16 protein-coding genes are annotated in these 16,773 nt (G+C 63.3%); 2 read left to right on the plus strand and 14 right to left on the minus strand.

Features of this window, described 5'->3' with window-relative positions; genetic code table 11:
* Nucleotides 1-13 precede the first annotated feature (13 nt).
* The 6 genes from ccoP to C5F53_RS01770 all read right to left on the minus strand — a co-directional run bounded on the left by ccoP (nt 14) and on the right by C5F53_RS01770 (nt 5,761).
* Nucleotides 14-928: a cytochrome-c oxidase, cbb3-type subunit III gene (gene ccoP / locus C5F53_RS01745; RefSeq protein WP_105259606.1), complete on the minus strand. Its 915-nt coding sequence runs from the start codon at nt 926-928 to the stop codon at nt 14-16.
* Nucleotides 929-947: 19 nt separating this feature from the next.
* Nucleotides 948-1,085 carry a cbb3-type cytochrome c oxidase subunit 3 gene (locus C5F53_RS01750; protein ID WP_105259607.1) on the minus strand — a complete coding sequence of 46 codons (138 nt, stop codon included), beginning with the start codon at nt 1,083-1,085 and terminating at the stop codon, nt 948-950.
* A gap of 18 nt (nt 1,086-1,103) precedes the next feature.
* Entirely contained in the window at nt 1,104-1,730 is a 627-nt protein-coding gene (gene ccoO / locus C5F53_RS01755; protein WP_105260361.1) for a cytochrome-c oxidase, cbb3-type subunit II, read from the minus strand.
* Between the two features lie 13 nt (nt 1,731-1,743).
* Nucleotides 1,744-3,180, minus strand: a complete 1,437-nt coding sequence (gene ccoN / locus C5F53_RS01760) for a cytochrome-c oxidase, cbb3-type subunit I (RefSeq protein ID WP_105259608.1) — start codon at nt 3,178-3,180, stop codon at nt 1,744-1,746.
* Between the two features lie 116 nt (nt 3,181-3,296).
* Entirely contained in the window at nt 3,297-3,437 is a 141-nt protein-coding gene (ccoS, locus tag C5F53_RS01765; RefSeq protein ID WP_105259609.1) for a cbb3-type cytochrome oxidase assembly protein CcoS, read from the minus strand.
* Nucleotides 3,437-5,761 carry a cation-translocating P-type ATPase gene (locus C5F53_RS01770; RefSeq protein WP_105259610.1) on the minus strand — a complete coding sequence of 775 codons (2,325 nt, stop codon included), beginning with the start codon at nt 5,759-5,761 and terminating at the stop codon, nt 3,437-3,439. Before C5F53_RS01770 ends, ccoS begins: the two co-directional genes overlap by 1 nt.
* A gap of 104 nt (nt 5,762-5,865) precedes the next feature.
* On the opposite strand from C5F53_RS01770, the gene C5F53_RS01775 reads away from it, so the two are divergent.
* Nucleotides 5,866-6,309 (plus strand): universal stress protein, encoded by a 444-nt coding sequence (locus C5F53_RS01775; protein ID WP_105259611.1) that lies wholly within the window; start codon nt 5,866-5,868, stop codon nt 6,307-6,309.
* Between the two features lie 36 nt (nt 6,310-6,345).
* Here C5F53_RS01775 and C5F53_RS01780 read toward each other — a convergent pair whose 3' ends face one another.
* From C5F53_RS01780 to C5F53_RS01815, 8 genes are all read right to left on the minus strand, one after another.
* Nucleotides 6,346-7,410 (minus strand): HD domain-containing phosphohydrolase, encoded by a 1,065-nt coding sequence (locus tag C5F53_RS01780; protein ID WP_105259612.1) that lies wholly within the window; start codon nt 7,408-7,410, stop codon nt 6,346-6,348.
* Nucleotides 7,411-7,464: 54 nt separating this feature from the next.
* On the minus strand, nt 7,465-8,997 hold the full coding sequence (locus C5F53_RS01785) for a malonyl-CoA synthase (protein WP_201740771.1): 1,533 nt from the start codon (nt 8,995-8,997) through the stop codon (nt 7,465-7,467).
* A 22-nt stretch (nt 8,998-9,019) separates the two neighbouring features.
* On the minus strand, nt 9,020-9,841 hold the full coding sequence (locus C5F53_RS01790) for an enoyl-CoA hydratase/isomerase family protein (protein WP_105259613.1): 822 nt from the start codon (nt 9,839-9,841) through the stop codon (nt 9,020-9,022).
* Between the two features lie 33 nt (nt 9,842-9,874).
* Nucleotides 9,875-10,882 carry a tripartite tricarboxylate transporter substrate binding protein gene (locus C5F53_RS01795; protein WP_105259614.1) on the minus strand — a complete coding sequence of 336 codons (1,008 nt, stop codon included), beginning with the start codon at nt 10,880-10,882 and terminating at the stop codon, nt 9,875-9,877.
* Nucleotides 10,883-10,938: 56 nt separating this feature from the next.
* Nucleotides 10,939-12,438, minus strand: coding sequence for a malonyl-CoA decarboxylase domain-containing protein (locus tag C5F53_RS01800; protein WP_105259615.1), 1,500 nt, complete (start codon nt 12,436-12,438; stop codon nt 10,939-10,941).
* Complete coding sequence (locus C5F53_RS01805) at nt 12,435-13,103, minus strand: GntR family transcriptional regulator (protein ID WP_105259616.1); 669 nt, start codon at nt 13,101-13,103, stop codon at nt 12,435-12,437. Before C5F53_RS01805 ends, C5F53_RS01800 begins: the two co-directional genes overlap by 4 nt.
* A gap of 115 nt (nt 13,104-13,218) precedes the next feature.
* Nucleotides 13,219-14,031 carry a prolipoprotein diacylglyceryl transferase gene (gene lgt / locus C5F53_RS01810; protein WP_105260363.1) on the minus strand — a complete coding sequence of 271 codons (813 nt, stop codon included), beginning with the start codon at nt 14,029-14,031 and terminating at the stop codon, nt 13,219-13,221.
* Complete coding sequence (locus C5F53_RS01815) at nt 14,009-14,962, minus strand: LysR family transcriptional regulator (RefSeq protein WP_105259617.1); 954 nt, start codon at nt 14,960-14,962, stop codon at nt 14,009-14,011. Before C5F53_RS01815 ends, lgt begins: the two co-directional genes overlap by 23 nt.
* A gap of 113 nt (nt 14,963-15,075) precedes the next feature.
* Between C5F53_RS01815 and ilvD the strand changes: the two genes are divergently transcribed.
* A complete protein-coding gene (gene ilvD / locus C5F53_RS01820) occupies nt 15,076-16,770 on the plus strand; it encodes a dihydroxy-acid dehydratase (protein WP_105259618.1) in 1,695 nt (564 codons plus the stop codon).
* Nucleotides 16,771-16,773: the final 3 nt, after the last annotated feature.

Here is a 16,773-nt window from a genome sequence, read left to right on the forward strand (position 1 = left end):
GAATGCAGTGTGCTTACTTGGCGGGCCCGCCGTTGTTGGACATACCCCAGACATAGGCAGCCAGCACCTGGATTTGCGCCGCGGTCAACTTGTCGGCCTGGGCAGGCATCTGGTTGACCTTGCCGTTGTTGATCATGGCCACAATGGCATTTTCACCATAGCCGTGCAGCCAGATGTCGTCAGCCAAGTTGGGGGCACCCAGGGCCACATTGCCTTTGCCGTCGCCACCGTGGCAGGCCGCACAGGCGGCAAACTTGGGCTTGCCCAATGCCGCACGCACCGAGTCGTGCGGGCTGCCAGACAGGCTCAGCACATAGTGCGCCACGTTTTTCACATCATCCCCCGTGCCGACCGCCGCAGCCATGGGAGGCATCTGGCCGATACGGCCCTGGGTCAGGGTTTCAGCAATTTTGTCTGGCGTACCACCGTGCAACCAATCGGCATCGGTCAGGTTGGGAAAACTCTTGGAGCCGCGCGCATCCGAGCCGTGGCACTGGGAGCAGTTGTTCATGAACAGGCGCTCACCAATCGCATGGGCCTGCGGGTCCTTGGCTACCTCTTCGGGCTTCATGGACGCAAACCTGGCGTACAGCGGGGCCACCTCCTGGTTGCCCTTGGCCACCTCGGCCCGGTATTGGCCTTCCTGGGTCCAGCCCAGCGTGCCAGCCGCAGTGCCCAGGCCGGGGTACAACGCCAGGTAAATACCGGCAAACACGATGGTGATGATGAACAGCCACACCCACCAGCGTGGCAGGGGGTTGTTCATCTCGCGCAGGTCACCGTCCCACACGTGGCCGGTGGTGTTGTCATTGGCGGTCATGGCCTTGGCTTTGCCGCTGAACCACAGCAGCAGCAGGCAGGCCACGATGCCAATGATCGTGATGGCCGCCACATAGACGGACCAGAAACTACTTGTAAAGTCGCTCATTTTTATTCCTTATGCGGGTTCAATCCTGCTCAAAAGGCAGGTTGGCGGCTTGCGCAAAATCACCCGAACGGCGCTTGGACCAGGCCCACCAGACAATGCCGACAAACACCAGCAAACTAACCACCGTAGTCACGGAACGCAGGGTATTGATGTCCATGGAAATCTCTCTTTCGCGTTACTTGAGTGCCAAGCCCAGAACCTGCAGGTAGGCGATGGTGGCCTCCAGCTCGGTCTTGCCCTTCACCTCTTCCGGTGCCTTGGCAATCTGCTCGTCGGTGTAGGGCACACCCACCGTGCGCAGGGCCTTCATGCGGGCGGGCATCTCGGCAGCGGCCACCGGGGTTTTCTCCAGCCAGGGGTAGGCGGGCATGTTGGACTCGGGCACCACGTCGCGCGGGTTCACCAGGTGGATGCGGTGCCATTCGTCGCTGTACTTGCCGCCTACGCGGGCCAGGTCGGGCCCGGTGCGTTTACTGCCCCACTGGAAGGGATGGTCATACACCGACTCACCCGCCACCGAGTAGTGGCCGTAGCGCAGTGTCTCGGCACGGAAGGGGCGGATCATCTGCGAGTGGCAGTTGTAACAACCCTCGCGGATGTACACATCGCGTCCGGCCAGTTGCAGTGCGGTGTAGGGCTGGATGCCCTTGATCGGCTCGGTGGTGGACTTCTGGAAAAACAGCGGAACAATTTCCACCATACCGCCCACCAGCAAGACCAGCAGGATCAACACAATCATCAGAAAGTTGTTGGTCTCGATCTTCTCGTGCGACACACCAGAGCTTTTGGTTTCGTTAGCCATGTTCTTGTTCTCCTTAGGCGTGGGCAACGGCAGCAGGAATGGTCACGGTGCTGGCGCGCCCTGCAGTGGCCGTCTTGAGGGTGTTCCACAGCATGATCAGCATGCCGCTCAGGTAGAGCAGGCCGCCGAGCAGGCGCAATACATAGAAGGGATAGGTGGCTTTCACCGACTCCACAAAGGTGTAGGTCAAGGTGCCATCGGGGTTGATGGCCCGCCACATCAGGCCCTGCATCACACCGGCAATCCACATGGCGGCGATGTAAATCACGATGCCGATGGTGGCCACCCAGAAATGCAGCTCGATGGCTTTGACACTGAACATCTGCTTCTGGCCAAACAGGCGCGGAATCAGGTAGTACATGGAACCCATGGTTACCAAGCCCACCCAACCCAAAGCGCCGGAGTGCACGTGGCCCACGGTCCAGTCGGTGTAGTGGCTCAAGGCGTTCACGGTCTTGATGGACATCATGGGCCCTTCGAAGGTGGACATGCCGTAGAAGGACAAGGACACGATCAGGAAACGCAGGATGGGGTCGTCACGCAGCTTGTGCCAGGCACCGCTCAGCGTCATGATGCCGTTGATCATGCCGCCCCAGCTAGGTGCCAGCAGGATGAGGGAGAACACCATACCGACGGACTGGGTCCAGTCAGGCAAGGCGGTGTAGTGCAGGTGGTGGGGACCGGCCCACATGTAGGTGAAGATCAACGCCCAGAAGTGGACGATGGACAGGCGGTAGCTGTAGACCGGGCGGCCTGCCTGCTTGGGGATGAAGTAATACATCATGCCCAGGAAACCCGCGGTCAGGAAAAAGCCCACCGCGTTGTGGCCGTACCACCACTGGACCATGGCATCCTGCACGCCAGCGTAGGCGGAGTAACTTTTCATCCAGCCTGCGGGAATGGCAGCACCGTTAACCAGGTGCAGGATGGCCACGGCCAGGATGAAGGCACCAAAGAACCAGTTCGCCACGTAGATGTGTTTAACCTTGCGTGTGCCCACGGTGCCAAAAAACACCACCGCAAACGACACCCACACCAGCGTGATCAGGATGTCGATGGGCCACTCCAGCTCCGCATATTCCTTGCCTTGGGTGTAGCCCAGCGGCAGTGAAACAGCGGCTGCCAAGATCACCAGTTGCCAGCCCCAAAACGTGAAGGCGGCCAGCTTGTCGCCAAACAGGCGCACTTGGCAGGTGCGCTGCACCACGTAGTAGGCCGAGGCAAACAAGCCACAGCCACCAAAGGCAAAAATGACTGCATTGGTATGCAAGGGACGCAAGCGCCCATACGACAGCCACGGGATGCCGAAGTTGAGCTCGGGCCAGGCCAGCTGGGCGGCGATGATCACGCCCACCAGCATGCCGACCACGCCCCACACCACGGTCATGATGGCGAACTGGCGCACAACGGTATCGTTGTAAACCGTCGCCTGTTGATTTGAAAATGCCATAGTTACCTCTTCTTGGATTACTGCTACCGAGTGTCTTCCCGCCCTCACCGGCCCGGGTTGACCCATGTCAACTGCGGACTAAATAAAACGTGGTTTCAGCGCCGGAGCGTGGGGGCTCACACCTCGTCACGCAAGATGCGCTCACCCTCGGACTCGATGTCCTCGAACTGCCCGCGGTCGATGGCCCACCACAACCCGCCCAGGATGAAGAAGACCAACACCACGGACAAAGGAATCAGCAAATACAGAATGTCCATCAGACCTCCGAAGGTTGCAGTGGCGCAGTGCGCGGTGTACGGGCCAGGCGCAAGGCGTTGAGGACCACCAGCAAGGAGCTGCAAGCCATGCCCAAACCCGCCAGCCACGCTGGCAGGTAGCCCGCCACCGCCAGCGGCACACAGGCCGCGTTGTAGGCCAATGCCCACCACAGGTTTTGCCGCACGATGCGCTGGGTCTTGCGCGCCAGTTGCACCGCCAGTACCACCGCATCCAGGCTGCCGCCCAGCACCACCAGGTCCGACTGCGCCTGGGCCAGCGGCACGGCTTGGCCAAACGCAAACGACACATGGGCCCCGGCCAGCACTGGGCCGTCGTTGAGCCCGTCACCCACCATGGCCACGGTGTGGCCCTGGGCTTGCAGGCGCTGCAAATAGGCCAGCTTGTCGGCTGGCGAGCAGCCGCCCAGCGCCTGCGAAATGCCGGCCTGGGCAGCCACCTGCAGCACAGCTTCGGGCCGGTCGCCAGAGAGCAGGTGCACCTGCACCCCCTGCGCCTGCAGGGCCGCCACCACAGCAGGCACTTCGGGCCGCATGTCTTCCTGCAACACAAAGGTGGCCAGCCAGCCCTGGGCGTCGGCCAGGTGCACACACAACCCGTCTGGTAACTCGTCGTTGGCGGCCAGCTGGCAAAAACGGGCTGAACCCAGGCGCATGGCGCCCCCCAGCAGCCCCGCACCCCCGGCGCTCTGCACCTGCCCCGCCACGCCCTGCCCGGCGGACTCTTGCACTGCGGTGCAGGCCCAGGCCACCAGCCCCTCTTCTTGGCTGGCCGCACGCACCAAGGCTTTGGAAGCCGGGTGCAAAGAATGCTGGGCCAGCGCGGCAGCCATGGCCAGGGCATCGCTGCGCGACACACCCGCGCGGGCCTGCACCGCCTGCAGGGCCATGGCGTCACGTGTCAGCGTACCGGTCTTGTCAAACACCACCGTGTCTACCGCGGCCAGCGCCTCCAGGCTGGGCAGGTTGCGCACCAAGAGGCCCGCGCGTGCCAGGCTGCCCGCAGCCGCCAGCATGGCCGCCGGTGTGGCCAGTGACAGGGCGCAGGGGCAAGTCACCACCAGCACGGCCACGGCCACCATGAGTGCATGGCCCGGGTTCTGCGGCCACCACCAGGCACAGGCCAGCGCCGCACTCGCCAGCACGGCCAGCAAAAAAGGTTTGGCCAGGCGGTCGGCCAGCAAGGCGCTACGTGGTTTGGTGGTGGAGGCACTCTCCATCAGCGCCACGATCTGGGCAAAACGCGTGGCGGCCCCCACCTGGGTGAGCCGCACCAACACGGTGGCCAGCAGGTTGTGGCTGCCCGCCACCACAGCGGCGCCCACCGCGCGTGGGAGCGGGTGCGATTCACCGCTGAGCAGCGCCTCGTCCACCAGGGTGCTGCCCTGCTCCACCACCCCATCGGCCGCAAAGGCTTCGCCGGGCTGCACGCGCACCAGGTCACCCGCCTGCAAGCGGCGCACGGCCACGCGCTCAAAGTCGCCCTGCGCCGTGCGGCGTTCCACGCTGTCGGGCAGGCGGTTCATCAGCGCCTCCAGCGCGCCGGCGGTGCGGTCGCGCAGGCGCAGCTCCAGCCAGCGGCCAGTGAGCAAAAAGAAAACGAACATGGTGAGCGAGTCGAAATACACCTCGCGCCCAAAAATGCCCTGGGGGTCAAAGGTGCCCGCGGTGCTGACCACAAAGGTGATCACCATGCCCAGCGCCACCGGCAGGTCCATGCTGATGCGCAGTTGCGCCACATCACGCAGCGCACTTTTGAAAAACGGGCCGCAAGAAAACAGGATCACCGGCAGCGTAAGCACCCAGGACGCCCAGCGCAGCAGTTGCTCCATCTCGCCGGTCAAATCGCCGGGCTGGGCCACGTAGGCCGGCCATGCGTACATCATCACCTGCATCATGCACAGGCCCGCCACCAGCCAGCGCCACAGCGCCTGGCGTGCGGCTTTGCGGCGGCGCTCGCTGGCAAACACATCGTTGGCGGGCACCGCGCGGTAACCGGCCTGTTGCACCGCTTGCATCCAGCGCGAGGGCTGCACCACCGCCGATGACCAGACCACACGGGCACGCTGGCTGGCGGCGCTGACCTGGGCGCTGAGTACGCCCGGCACCTGGCGCAAGGCGTCTTCTACCGTCAGGGAGCAGGCTGCGCAGTGCATGCCTTCAATCACCACGCTCGACTCCCACTGGGCGGGGTCGTGGCGGTCCGCATGGCTGAAGCTGCTCCACTCCTGCGGGTCGTCCAGCAAGGCCAATGCCGCCACCGGGTGGGGCATGGGCGCAGTGGAAGCCAGCGTTGCAGCAATCATGGTAGGGAGTGTGCCCAGTCTGATGCGTGGAAAGCTTGATGCAGATCAAGCCATGCGGTGGCGGAGAGCGTAATCTGAAAGCTTCCAAGTCACAAGGAGTCCTTATGTACCAGCGTATTCTTGTTCCCACCGATGGCAGCGCTCTCTCCAAAAAAGCCGTGAACAGCGCCATTGCCTTGGCCAAACTGTGCAATGCCGAGCTGGTGGCGCTGAAGGTGGTGCCACGCTACCCGCAGTCCTACTTTGAAGGCGGTATTGCGCTAGCGCCCGCAGAGGTCAAGCAGGTCGAAAAGACCTGGGGCGACGCCGGGCAGGCCGTGGTTGATGCGGTAAAAAAAGCCGCGGCCGCCAAAGGCATTGAGGCCAAGGCCGTGGTGGTGCGTTCCGATGTGGTGTCCGATGCCATCTTGGCCGCCGCCAAGAAGCACCAATGTGACCTGGTGGTCATGGCCTCGCACGGGCGCAAGGGCATCAAACGCCTGCTGCTGGGCAGCGAGACACAGCACGTGTTGACGCACGCCCCGATTCCCGTGCTGATTTTGAAGTAAATCGGGCTCTAGCCCCCGTAGATGCTGCGCAAGCAGCTACAAAATAGAGAGCAGCTTTGATTCGCCTGCATCCGCGTGCAGGTCGCGCACCGCCAACACATCGTCCCAGGCGTTGAGAAAGCTCTGCACACAGCGGGGGTCGAAGTGGGTGCCGGAGCCAGCGGTGAGAAAGTCCACCGCCTCCTCCAGCGTCCAGGCTTTTTTGTAAGGCCGCTCGGAGGTCAGTGCGTCAAACACATCAGCAACCGCCACGATGCGGCTGAACAGCGGGATGGTCTCGCCCTTGAGCCCTTGGGGGTAACCGCTACCGTCAAACTTCTCATGGTGGCCCAGTGCGATCTCGGCACCGGTCTGCAACACGCGGGACGCACTGCCCTGCAAGAGCTCGTAGCCATACATCGCATGCTGCTTCATGATGATGAATTCGGCCTCCGTCAGGCGGCCGGGCTTGAGCAGGATGTTGTCGGCAATGCCCACCTTGCCCAGGTCGTGCATGGGCGCTGCTTCCAGCAGCAGGTCTTGTTCGGCCTCGGTAAGGCCCAGCCCTTTGGCAATCAATCGGGAGTAATGCGCCATGCGTGAGATGTGGGCGCCGGTTTCAGGGTCGCGGAACTCGGCAGCGCGCGACAGGCGCATGACGGTGTCGCGTTCGCGCGCCAAAATCTCGGCCGTGGCTTTCTGCACCTCGTCTGCCAGCCAGGCGGCGCGGTCGGCCAGCTTGGTACGCGCGTCACTCAGAATCAGCAGGTTCTTGGCACGCGCCAGAAACTCCACCTTGTCCACCGGTTTGGCCATGAAGTCGTTGGCCCCGGCATCCAGCGCACGGTAGCGCACCGGCTTCTGGTCGTTGGCAGTGACCATCATGATGGGTGCAATGTCGCAGCCCGGAATCCGGCGAAACCGGCGGATGAACTCCAGCCCATCCATGCCTGCCATGGTGTAGTCCACGATCACCAGATCGACAGCTTTGCGCTCGCCCCAGGCCAATGCCTCATCCGGACTGGCAAACGGGATGGCCCGGCAGTCCCCCAGTTTTTCCACCAGCTCGCTCAACAGAGCCAGGGTGGCGGGGGTATCGTCAACGATGAGTACGTGCTGCATGACCAAAATATGACAAAGACCGGTCTACTGTAGCCGACACATGTCAAGCGACGGTTAAGCCGGGCGGTATTGCTCCCGCAACAGGTTCTTCTGCACTTTGCCCATGGCATTGCGCGGCAGCTCGGCCACCACCACGCAGCGCTTGGGCACCTTGAAGTTGGCCAGCATGGATTTCAGCGTGGCAATCACTTGTGCGGGGTCGACCGTGGCACCAGCCAGCGGCACAATGACGGCTACGCCCACCTCGCCAAAGTCGGCATCGGGCACACCCACCACCGCGCTCTCGGCCACGCCGGGCAGGTTGTTGATGTAGCCCTCGATCTCGGCCGGGTAGACGTTGTAGCCGCCGCTGATGATCAGGTCCTTGCTGCGGCCGACGATGGTCACGTAACCCTTGGCATCCACCTGGCCCACGTCGCCAGTTTTGAAAAAGCCGTCCGCCGTGAACTCTTGTGCGGTTTTCTCGGGCATCTGCCAGTAGCCCAGAAACACATTGGGGCCACGCACCTCGATGCCACCGGTTTCGCCCTGGGGCAGGTCTTTACCCGCCTCGCCGCGCACGCGCAGCTGCACGCCCGGCAGGGGTTTGCCCACACTGCCCACCACACGTTGGCCATCCGAAGCACGGCCGGGGTTGGAGGTCAGCATCACGGTCTCGGACATGCCGTAGCGTTCCAGAATCGTGTGGCCGGTGCGGGCCTGCCACTGGTGGTGGGTGTCCACCAGCATGGGCGCGGAGCCGGAGACAAACAGACGCATGTTTTTCGTCACCTGGGCGGTCAGCCCCGCTTCGGCCAGCAGGCGCACATACAACGTGGGCACGCCCATGAACACGGTAGCGCGCGGCAGGTGCTGCAACACAACCTTGGGGTCAAACTTGGCACACCAGACCATCTTGCTGCCGTTGATGAGCGCGCCGTGGATGGCCACAAACAGGCCATGCACATGGAAGATGGGCAGCGCGTGGATCAGCACGTCGCCGGGTTTCCAGTCCCAGTAGGTCTGCAGCACACGGGCATTGCTCAGCAGGTTGCCGTGGCTCAGCATCGCGCCCTTGCTGCGGCCGGTGGTGCCACTGGTGTAGATGATGGCGGCCAGGTCATCGGGCCCGCGCTGCGCGATGGTGTGGGTGGTGGGGAACTGGGTGGCGCGGTCCAGCAGCGAGCCGGTGCGGTCGTCGTTCAGCGTGAACACATGGCTGGTGCCGGCCAGAAAGGCCATCTTGCTGAGCCAGCCAAAGTTGCGCCCGCTGCACACCACCACGGCCGGCTTGGCGTCTTCGATGAAGTAGGCCATCTCGGCGCTTTGGTAGGCGGTGTTGAGCGGCAGGTAAACCAGGCCGGCGCGCAGCGTGGCTAGGTACAGCACCAGCGCCTCCACCGATTTTTCGACCTGCACGGCAATGCGCGCGCCCTTGGGCAGCTCCAGAAATTCAAACAGGTTGGCCATCATGGCGGTGGCCTGGTCCAGGTCTTGCCAGCTGTACTGCAGGCCGGCGTCGGTCTCGACGGCGCAAGCACTCAGGTCGGCAGGAAATGCAGCGCGCAAGGCGGCAAACAGGTTGGCGTTCTCGATTTTGGTGGCCATGGTCGGGTCTCGGATATCGGGATTAAAACTGCGGACGGCGCTTAGCCAGAAAGGCGGTTATGCCTTCGCGGTGCTCAGCGCTGTCGGCATAGGCATAGGCCGTAGCCGTCAGGTCCGCTATCGAATCAGTAGCTGCTTGCGCAGTATCTAAGAGGGCTAGAGGCCGATTTGATGCTTGAAGTGCGCGCAGGGTTTGTTTGTTCAAACGTGCGGCCTGTGGGGCCAGGCTGGCCACACGCTGCGCCAGGGCCTGGCTGTGTGTGGCCACCTCGGCATCATTCAATACCTGCAGGAGGAAGCCGCGCGCCAGCATGGCCGGGGCCTCGAACACTTCGGCCGCCAGCAACATGGCACGCGCTACCGTGCCGCCCGCAGCCTGCGTCACCAGAGCGGCTTCACGCGGCGCCATGGGAAAACCCAGCCGCGCAATCGGCGCGCCAAAGCGGGCTGACTGGCCTGCCACGCGCAGGTCGCAGCAGCTGGCAATCTCTACGCCCGCGCCCATGCAGTTGCCTTCAATCTGCGCAACGATGGGCACATCGCAGTCCAGCATCGCCTGCAGGCCGCCCCACACCTCGTCCTCGTGGAACTGGCGCAGCGCGGCCTCGTTGAAACGGAAGCTGGGGTACTCGGCAATGTCGCCACCCGCGCAGAAGTGGCCGCCCTCCCCGCGCAGCAGCACGCAGCGCGCCTCGGGGTCAGTCTGCAGGGCGGTGAACACGGTTTTGAGCTCACGCCACATGGCACGCGACATGGCGTTGAACTTGCCAGGGTGGGACAGCGTAATGCTGACCACGCCCTGCCCTTCACCCGTGCCATGCGTAACCTGGATGCTTCCTGCCATGCTTGCCTTGTCCTGCGTAGGTCTGTCTCTGTCTTAGTCCAGCTTGGCGCCAGACGCTTTCACCACCGCGGCCCAGCGTTTCACTTCGGCGGCCACAAAGGTGCCGAACTGTGCGGGCGTGAGCTTGCCAAACTCGGCCCCGTTGTTGGCCCAGCTGGTCTTGATTTCGTCGGCCGCGGCCAGGCGGTTCACCTCTTCCACAATGCGCGCCTGCACATCGGCCGGTGTGCCCTTGGGCGCCCACAGGCCGTACCAGGTGGTCACCGTGTAGTCGGGCAGACCCAGCTCGGCCGCGCAAGGCACATCAGGGAATGCCGGGCTGCGTTTGGTGCCCGACACCATGAGCGCCTTGATACGTCCACCCTTGATGTGGGCGGCGGATGACCCCAGGCCATCAAACATCATGTCCACGCTGCCCGCCATCAGGTCTTGCAGCGCGGGGCCTGCACCGCGGTAGGGAATGTGGGTGATGAAGGTGCTGGTCTGCTGCTTGAACAGCTCGCCCGCCAGGTGGTGCGAGGTGCCGCCGCCGGCCGAGCCGTAGTTCATCTTGCCGGGGTTGGCTTTCACCTGCGCCAGAAACGCCTTGAAGTCGCCGGGCACGTTTTTCGGGTTCACCACCAGCACCTGCGGCACGTTGGCCACCAGCGCCAGGGGAATGAAGTCTTTCTGGATGTCGTAGTCCAGCTTGGGGTACATGCTGGGGGCAATGGCGTGGTGCACCGCGCCCATGAACAGGGTGTACCCATCGGGTGCGGCCTTGGACGCAATGCTGGCGCCCAGCGTGCCGCCGGCGCCGCCGCGGTTGTCAATCACCAGCTGGGTGCCGGTGAGTTTGGCAAACTGGGCTGCCATGGGGCGCGCAAACGCATCGGTGCCCCCACCGGCCGGGAACGGCACCACCAGGCCCACGGGCTTGGCAGGCCACTTGGCCTGGGCCAGCGCGGCCAGGGGCGACAGCGCCCAGGCGGCGGCCGCAGCGGCACCGGTGGTGAGAAGGCTGCGGCGGCTTGTGCCGCCAGGGGTGGGGAATCGGGTCATGTTTGTCTCCTGTTTGTTATCTGTAAAACACTGAATCACACTGAAAAAACAGCTCGCTAAAAAAACAACTCACTGATGGCCGGTGCCACCGGAATCTTGCCCTGGGACAACAACTCGCGGTGTTTGTCCAAACGTTTGAGATCGTAGAGGTAATTGACCATCAGGCCATACGATTGCTTGAGCCCTTTGGCCGAGGGGTCGCTGGCCCAGTTGAGGCGCTCCACGCGGGCGCCATTGCCCAGGTGAAAACGCGCCACCGCATCGAGCGGGCGGCCCTGCACGGTCTCTTGCCCCAGGTAATGCGCCGCACAACGCAGCAGCATCTGGCACACGGGCGAAGCGGGTTTGAGTGCCAGCGGCGATTCGGCTGCGGCCAGAAAATGCGCCGCCGTGACCGGCTCATAACCGACAGCACGCCCCAGCTCCTGACGGCTCTTGGCGTCCAGCCGCTCCAGCAAACCGGTCGCGTTTTTACCCAACCAGGAGCGAAAACCCGGAATCGGCGACAGCGTGGCAAAGGTCCTGAGCTTGGGGAATTCGGCTTTGAGTGTTTCCACCACCCGTTTGATCAACGAGTCGCCAAAACTCACGCCACGCAACCCCTCCTGCGTGTTGCTGATGGAGTAAAAAATGGCCGTGGTAGCCGCACCCAGGTCCGAGGCATCGGCCGATTCGTCGAGCAGCGGCGTGATGCTGTCGGCCAGCGCATCAACCAGCGCCACTTCCACAAAAATCAGCGGCTCATCGGGCAGGCGCGGGTGGAAGAAGCCGTAACAACGGCGGTCCGAATCCAGCCGGTTCTTCACATCGGCCCAGCTCTTGATGTCGTGCACCGCTTCGTAACGGATGAGTTTTTCCACCAGCGAGGCCGGTGAGTCCCAGCTGATGCGGCGTAGCTCCAGAAAGCCCACGTCAAACCAGGTGGAGAACATGTATTCCATCTCCACATCCAGCGCCTGCAGGCGTTTGTCGCCCTTAAGTGCGGGTTGCATCTCGGCCCGCAGGTTCACCAGAAAACGGATGCCGGTGGCGTCGGCGCTGAAGCGCTGCAGCACACGCCGGCGCGGCGACACGGTGGCGCGGCGGTAGTGCACCTCGGCCGCGGCTTCGTCCGGGGTGCCCAGCGCGGCGGCAAACTTGGCCTGCGCGGCTTTCACCTTCTCGGCATCGGCGACAAACATTTCGCTCATCAGCAGCCACATGTCCTGGCGGCGGGCCGGTGTAGCCCCCTCGTACCAGGCCATCAGCGCGGCGGCGCGGCGCCCACCCTCCACCTCGCTCACGCGGTCGTCAATCACGGCCTGCAGCTCTTGCAGCGTGCGGCGCAACATGCGTGGCGACAGCGCCTCGCCGGTGTGGCGCAAGGTGGCCTGCAGGCGCGCCCGGGTGCTGCGCTGGCCCCCGGGGGCTTTGGCATTTGCGGCACCTGTCGCGCCATTTGCTACGTTTTTAGGAGCTGCTTGCGCAGAATCCGCGGGCGCTACAGCCTCTTTTGGCTTGGAACTCTTGGGCATGAGCCGTGCCACATTGCGGTTGATCCACGAGTCTTGATTCATGCGAGCAGCCTGCTTTTTTGGGTACGGGAGAGTTCACGCAGCGCTTCGCGCTGGCGCAGCAAATGGGTGCGCATGGCGGCGTCGGCAGCTTCGCCGTCGCGCGCCTTGATGGCGGCAAACACCGCCAGATGTTCACTCAGGCTTTGCTCCAGCCGGCCCGGAGCGTGCAGCTGCTGCAGGCGGGCCAACTTCAAGATCTTGCGCAGATCAGCAATCACCTGGGCCAACCAGCGGTTGTTGGCCAGGGTGATGATGGCCTCGTGGATTTGAAAGTTAACCGCGTAGTAGTCGGTGATGCGTTTGGCCGCAGCGTGCTGCTGCAGGCTGGTGTGCAGCGTTTCCAGCGCGGCAATGTCGGCATCCGTCGCGTTGCGCGTGGCCTCCAGCGCGCAACGGCCTTCCAGCAGCGCGATCACGGGGAAGATGTCATCCAGGTCCTGCTCGGTCACCTGGTTCACAAAGCTGCCGCGGCGCGGCTCGTGGCGCACCAAGCCCTCGGCCGCCAGCACCTTGAGCGCCTCGCGCAACGGCGTGCGGGAGATCGCCAGCTCGGTGCACAACGCTGCTTCGTCAATAAAACTGCCCGGCGCCAGCAGCCCCTCGAAGATCCGCGCACGCAGGCCATCGGCGACTTCATCGTGCAAGGAGTTGTGGACCAGGCGCATGGTGGATGGGTGAGGGAATCAATTGACCATAATTTTGCGTAATTATGGGTAATTACCTGAACGCCGTAAAGAGCCCTGACGTGGTCCGGGCATGGGGACTTACCCTAGCGTGTGATCAGGATGCTGCGGTGCGGCGACCAGCCCAACGCCACAACAAAGCACCGGCCACGATCATCGGCACGCAGAGCCACTGGCCCATGCTCATGCCCAAGCTCAGCAGGCCCAGGTGTGCATCGGGTTCGCGGAAAAATTCAGCAATGAAGCGGAACACGCCGTAGCCAAACAAAAAGACCGCCGCCACCTGCCCCTGCTTGCGTGGTGTACTGGCGTACCACCAGAGCAGCACAAACAACAACAGCCCTTCCAGAAGGAACTGGTAGACCTGCGAGGGGTGGCGTGGTGCATCGCCCGCGCCGCGGAACACCATGCCCCAGGGCAACGAAGGGTCAGCCACGCGGCCCCACAGCTCGCCGTTCATGAAGTTGCCCAAACGCCCGGCTGCCAAGCCGGTGGGCACACACGGCGCCACAAAGTCCGCCACCTGCCAGAACGAGCGGCCGCGAGACCGCGCAAACCAGACCATGGAGGCAATCACGCCCAACATTCCGCCGTGGAAACTCATGCCGCCCTGCCAGACGTACAACACTTCCAGCGGATGCGTGGCGTAGTAGCCAGGCTTGTAGAACAGGCAATAACCAATACGCCCACCCAGCACCACACCCATGACGCCCAGGAACAGGATGTCTTCCACATCCTTGAACGACCAGGCCTGCGGGCCGGTCAGCGTGTTGAACGGCGCGTGGCGCAGCCGGCGGCTGCCCAGAAACATGAACAGCGCAAAGGCTGCCAGGTAGGTCAGGCCATACCAGTGCACGGCCACAGGGCCGAGTTGCAGGGCAACGGGGTCAATTTGGGGATGGATCAGCATGGGCCGCATTGTGCCCGTTGGAGGCATGGGCAATATCGTGAAAGGCCATGAACCGCTCCAGGGCCGGACTGCTGCGCTGCCAGACCAGGCTGGTCTCGCAACCCGGGACTGCGCCCACTACGCTGCGGTAGACCACGCCCGGCCGCTGGAACTGTTGCACGCTAGCCGGCACCCAAGCCACACCCAGCCCTGCAGATACCAGATTCACAATGGTCTGCATCTGGATTGCCTCTTGCGCCACCACGGGCAACTTGCCCGCGTCGTGGTACATGCCGAAGATGGCATCAAACAACGAGGGCACGATGCGCCTCGGAAAGGTCACCAGCGGCTGGGCCCAGACGTCCTGCAGGCGCAGCGTCTTGCGCTTCGCCAACGGGTGCGATTCGGGCAAAGCCAGCACCAGCGGCTCCTGCGCCACCGTCAGGCGCTGCAGGCCTGCGGTGGCAAAACCACTGGCGTGCAGCACAAAGCCCGCGTCCACCTCGTCAGACTTCAACAACTGCAGCTGCACATCACCCGTGGCCTCCACCAGGTCGAGCTGCACGCCGGGAAACTCCTGGCGGAACGCCATCACCCACTGCGGCAGCAGCGAGAACCCCACGGTGGATACAAATGCCAACCGCAGTCGCCCCGACTCCCCTACCGCCAGCGCGCGTGCCTGCACCACCAGCCCTTGGGCACGCTGCAGCAGTTCCTGCGCCTGCGGCAACAAGGCCAGGCCCTGGGGCGTGAGTTGCACGCTGCGCTTGGTGCGCGCGAACAGAGGCAGGCCCAGGCTGCGCTCCAGCTGGGCAATCGCCTGCGTGAGTGGCGGCTGTGTCATGTGCAGGCGCAGGGCCGCGCGGCCAAAGTGCAGCTCTTCGGCCACGGTGACGAACTGGCGCCACAAGCGCAGTTCTATCCAGGGGGTGGATGCATGGGGTTTACTCATATGAAAAACATATTAATACACCTTGAAAAATGGATTGGAACGAATCACCGACAGCGGGCATACTCCGCCCAGCTTTTTGAACAACGCCAGCCTGGCATCCCGAGAGAGACACCATGACCACCAAACCCATCGTCCTGAACCCCCGCAGCAAAAACATCACCGAAGGCAAGAGCCGCGCACCGAATCGCTCCATGTACTACGCGATGGGTTACGAAGAAGGCGACTTCAAGAAACCCATGGTCGGCGTGGCCAACGGCCATAGCACCATCACCCCTTGCAACAGCGGCCTGCAAAAGCTGGCGGATGCGGCCATTGCCGGCATTGAAGAAGCCGGTGGCAACGCGCAAGTGTTTGGTACACCCACCATTTCCGACGGCATGGCCATGGGCACCGAAGGCATGAAGTACAGCCTGGTGAGCCGTGAAGTGATTTCAGACTGTATTGAGACCTGTGTACAGGGCCAGTGGATGGACGGTGTGGTCGTGGTCGGTGGCTGCGACAAGAACATGCCCGGCGGCCTGATGGGCATGCTGCGCGCCAACGTACCCGCCATCTATGTGTACGGCGGCACCATCCTGCCCGGCACCTACAAGGGCAAAGACCTGAACATCGTCAGCGTGTTTGAAGCCGTGGGCGAAAACGCCGCCGGCCGCATGAGCGACGAAGACCTGCTGCAGATCGAACGCCGCGCCATCCCCGGCACGGGCTCCTGCGGCGGCATGTACACGGCCAACACCATGTCGTCGGCCTTTGAGGCGCTGGGCATTTCGCTGATCTACTCCAGCACCATGGCCAACCCGCACGACGAGAAAATGAACTCGGCCAAGGAATCTGCCAAGGTGCTGGTCGAAGCCATCAAGAAGGACCTGAAGCCCCGCGACATCGTCACCAAAAAGTCCATCGAAAACGCCGTGGCCGTGATCATGGCGACTGGTGGCTCCACCAACGCCGTGCTGCACTTTTTGGCCATCGCCCACGCCGCCGGCGTGGACTGGACCATTGACGACTTTGAACGTGTGCGCGTGAAGACGCCCGTGCTGTGCGATCTGAAGCCCTCCGGCAAGTACCTGGCCGTGGACCTGCACCGCGCCGGTGGTATTCCGCAAGTGATGAAGACGCTACTGGCCGCGGGTCTGCTGCACGGTGACTGCATCACCATCACCGGCCAGACCGTGGCCGAAGTGCTGAAGGACATTCCCGATGTGCCACGCGCCGACCAGGACGTGATCCGCCCCATCAACAACCCCATGTACAAACAAGGCCACTTGGCGATCCTGAAGGGCAACCTGAGCCCCGAAGGCGCGGTCGCCAAGATCACCGGCCTGAAGAACCCGGTGATGACCGGCCCGGCCCGGGTGTTTGAAGACGAACAGTCCGCACTCAAAGCTATCTTGGACAACAAGATTGTTCCGGGCGATGTGATGGTGCTGCGCTACCTGGGCCCCAAGGGCGGCCCCGGCATGCCAGAGATGCTGGCGCCCACCGGCGCCTTGATTGGTCAAGGCCTGGGCGAAAGCGTGGGGCTGATCACCGATGGCCGCTTCTCCGGCGGTACCTGGGGCATGGTGGTGGGCCACGTGGCGCCCGAAGCCGCAGCCGGTGGTGTGATCGCGCTGGTGCAGGAGGGTGACTCCATCACCATCGATTCCCGCCAGCTGATTCTGGAGCTGAACGTACCGGAGGCCGAGATTGCCAAGCGCCGCGCGGCGTGGACGGCCCCTACGCCGCGCTACAACCGCGGTGTGCAGGCCAAGTTTGCGTTTAATGCCTCCAGCGCCAGCAAGGGTGCCGTGTTGGACAATTACTGATCC

The sequence above is a fragment of the Rhodoferax sp. TS-BS-61-7 genome, assembly GCF_002943465.1.
Taxonomy (GTDB): Bacteria; Pseudomonadota; Gammaproteobacteria; order Burkholderiales; family Burkholderiaceae_C; genus Allorhodoferax.